Annotated in this window: 1 protein-coding gene; it reads right to left on the bottom strand. The window is 34.7% G+C overall.

All coding sequences use genetic code 11. The annotated features are described in order from the left end of the window. Positions 1-202 precede the first annotated feature (202 nt). The gene (locus QZU81_RS10810; protein ID WP_295591777.1) at positions 203-2,071 is read right to left on the bottom strand and encodes a hypothetical protein; all 1,869 of its coding nucleotides are present in this window, start codon (positions 2,069-2,071) and stop codon (positions 203-205) included. Between the last annotated feature and the right edge of the window lie 281 nt (positions 2,072-2,352).

Here is a 2,352-nt window from a genome sequence, read left to right as displayed (position 1 = left end):
CCTGTACTACGATGATGTCAAAGCGAGCATGAGCCGCCGGCAGTTGCAATCCAGGATTGGCACACTGAAGGTTAATTTAGACAAGCTTGTTAACACTAGCGGGAGTTTCGACATTATAACTTCTGTTACCCCGTGAAGCCTTGTAACACAAGGCTTCAATCAACTGTTAAATGTAGTGCCCATTTTGGCACTTTTTTGCCAATCAGTTAGTTGACAGAGATTGTTTGATATCTTCTATGACATTCCACATCCTCTTTTGATTAGAATCAAGTTCTCCCATTGCCCTAACAACTTTCTTTCCTTCGTTATAAATCCACCCATCGTTTATTAAAGACAATTTATTAAGCATTGCCGATTTTGTGAGTTTTAACCCGGCTTTTTCCATTCGCATTCTTAACATTTCTGCAATTATCATTGCGGAAAGACAAATGAAGACATGACAGCGAATTTTATCATCAGTCCAATGATACTGCGGTCTTACAGAAAAGTGCCTCGTATCTTTGGATACTTTGAAGATATTGTTTTCAATACACTCCTGATTAGCGTATTCAGATAAAATATCGGATGTACTCCAGCTCGTATAATCTGTACATGTCAATTTTTTACCATAATATTTATTGCAATACGATTCTTTTAATTCATTGTCTATTGTGAGCTTTATCTGATAAGACTTAAGTTCATCATGTTCCTGCAATTCAATACTTATAGAACTGAATTCGCTTGCAAATTGGTTACCGGAATAAACCTTTTTAGCCAATATCTGTAATAGTTCCTTTTCCATATCCCATATAGGCTCATCTTTTTCCTTTTTGCGTCTTCCCTTCTTTGGCTGGCTTAACTCCTCTTTAAGAGCATCATTGTATTTTTTTACTTGTACAATCTCAGCTTCGATAAATTTTTTCCTGTTGTTCAACTCTGAAAATATATGTGATTTTGGATTCTTAAGTTTATTATTTAAATCATCAACATTATTTTTTATTTTGGTAATCTCTTTCTCAAGTTCAGCAAGCTGTCCATCCAGCAAATCCTGACTAAAAGTCAATATTCCCGTCCCTGTAACGCCTGAAAATGTTAAATTATCAATACGATAAGCAAGTTTGGTCTTACCACTGCTAAGTTCAACATTCTCGTATTCGCTGATATCAATGTCATAAAGAGCAGGAAGTCCTTTCAAACTGTGTGAACAGATAAAATGAAAGCCTATATTTTTGAAGTTCTCTTCAGAATTACTGCCTCCATCAAATGTTATCGTCACATCCTCCGGAATGATTGACATTTTCTGTAATTCTTTTTTAATTTTATCTGAAAATTCAGCAAATTCAGATTTATCATTTTTGTTGCCTGCGTAAAGATCCCATATTATAGGTATCTGAAGAGAATAGGCGGTTAATACAGCAAGGCTGAACTGTCGTAAATCATCCCTTTTCTGTTTATTATGTCCTCTCTTACATATCAAACAATTTCCATTTTTGCTATTTATGAAAGTAAAATAGTTGGTGTAATCAAGATGGAACCTATTTAAATCAATATTAGTGATATCAGAAATACGCTTTACAATTGTTCTTTGCGCTGTTTTTAGCTCATCCTCACTAATCCCGTCCATAGCCTCCCAAAATTCAGCCGAACCAAGTGCTGAAGCCTCAAATTTTAGATGATAGGGTAAACTTGTCTGCTCTACCCAATTGGAGAAGTTTCTCTTACTGCCAGGATCAACTGCCCGGTGTATCATTGCTAATAATAAAACCCTGCCTCTGGTCATGCCTTTAATGTTTTTTTTGGGAAGGATTTCATCAAGAATCTCTTCAATACCTATATATTGAGCCATATAGAGCAATCCCATAACAGAACCATGAACGTATGATTTGAATGTAACTTTTGAAAAATCAATGCCTGATTCTGATTCTTTTGCTTTTTGTGTAGATTGCCAACCTTTTAATGCCAGAGGCAATATTTTTTCAGCACTTCCAAGATATTCAATAATACGCTGCCTGACGGCTTTGCCATCCCTATAACTTTCAACGATATAGTAACATGGTTTTCCATTTTTTATCTTACTACGTATAAAAGCCATGTAGTGCCCCTTATTAAAAAGTATATAAACCCTTATTTTATATATAATACACTTTTATTAGTATTTGTCAATACAAGGGCACTACATTTTTATAAATAAAAAAAGGCCGTTAGGCCTTGTTAAATCAGATTTTTTTAAGTTTTTGTGTTAGAAAATGTCGAAACTCCCGCTAAACGATGATATCTTAAAATATGCTTTTTCAGAAGAAGAAATTAAGCGAATTAAGTTTTCAGAACTTAAAAATGATGATAACCCTGAATGTGACACAAAGGGCGGAAACG

This window comes from uncultured Methanobrevibacter sp. (assembly GCF_902770715.1).
Taxonomy (GTDB): domain Archaea; phylum Methanobacteriota; class Methanobacteria; order Methanobacteriales; family Methanobacteriaceae; genus Methanocatella.
Note: the sequence above shows the minus strand (reverse complement) of the source record. Positions and strands in the feature narration are given on the sequence as shown.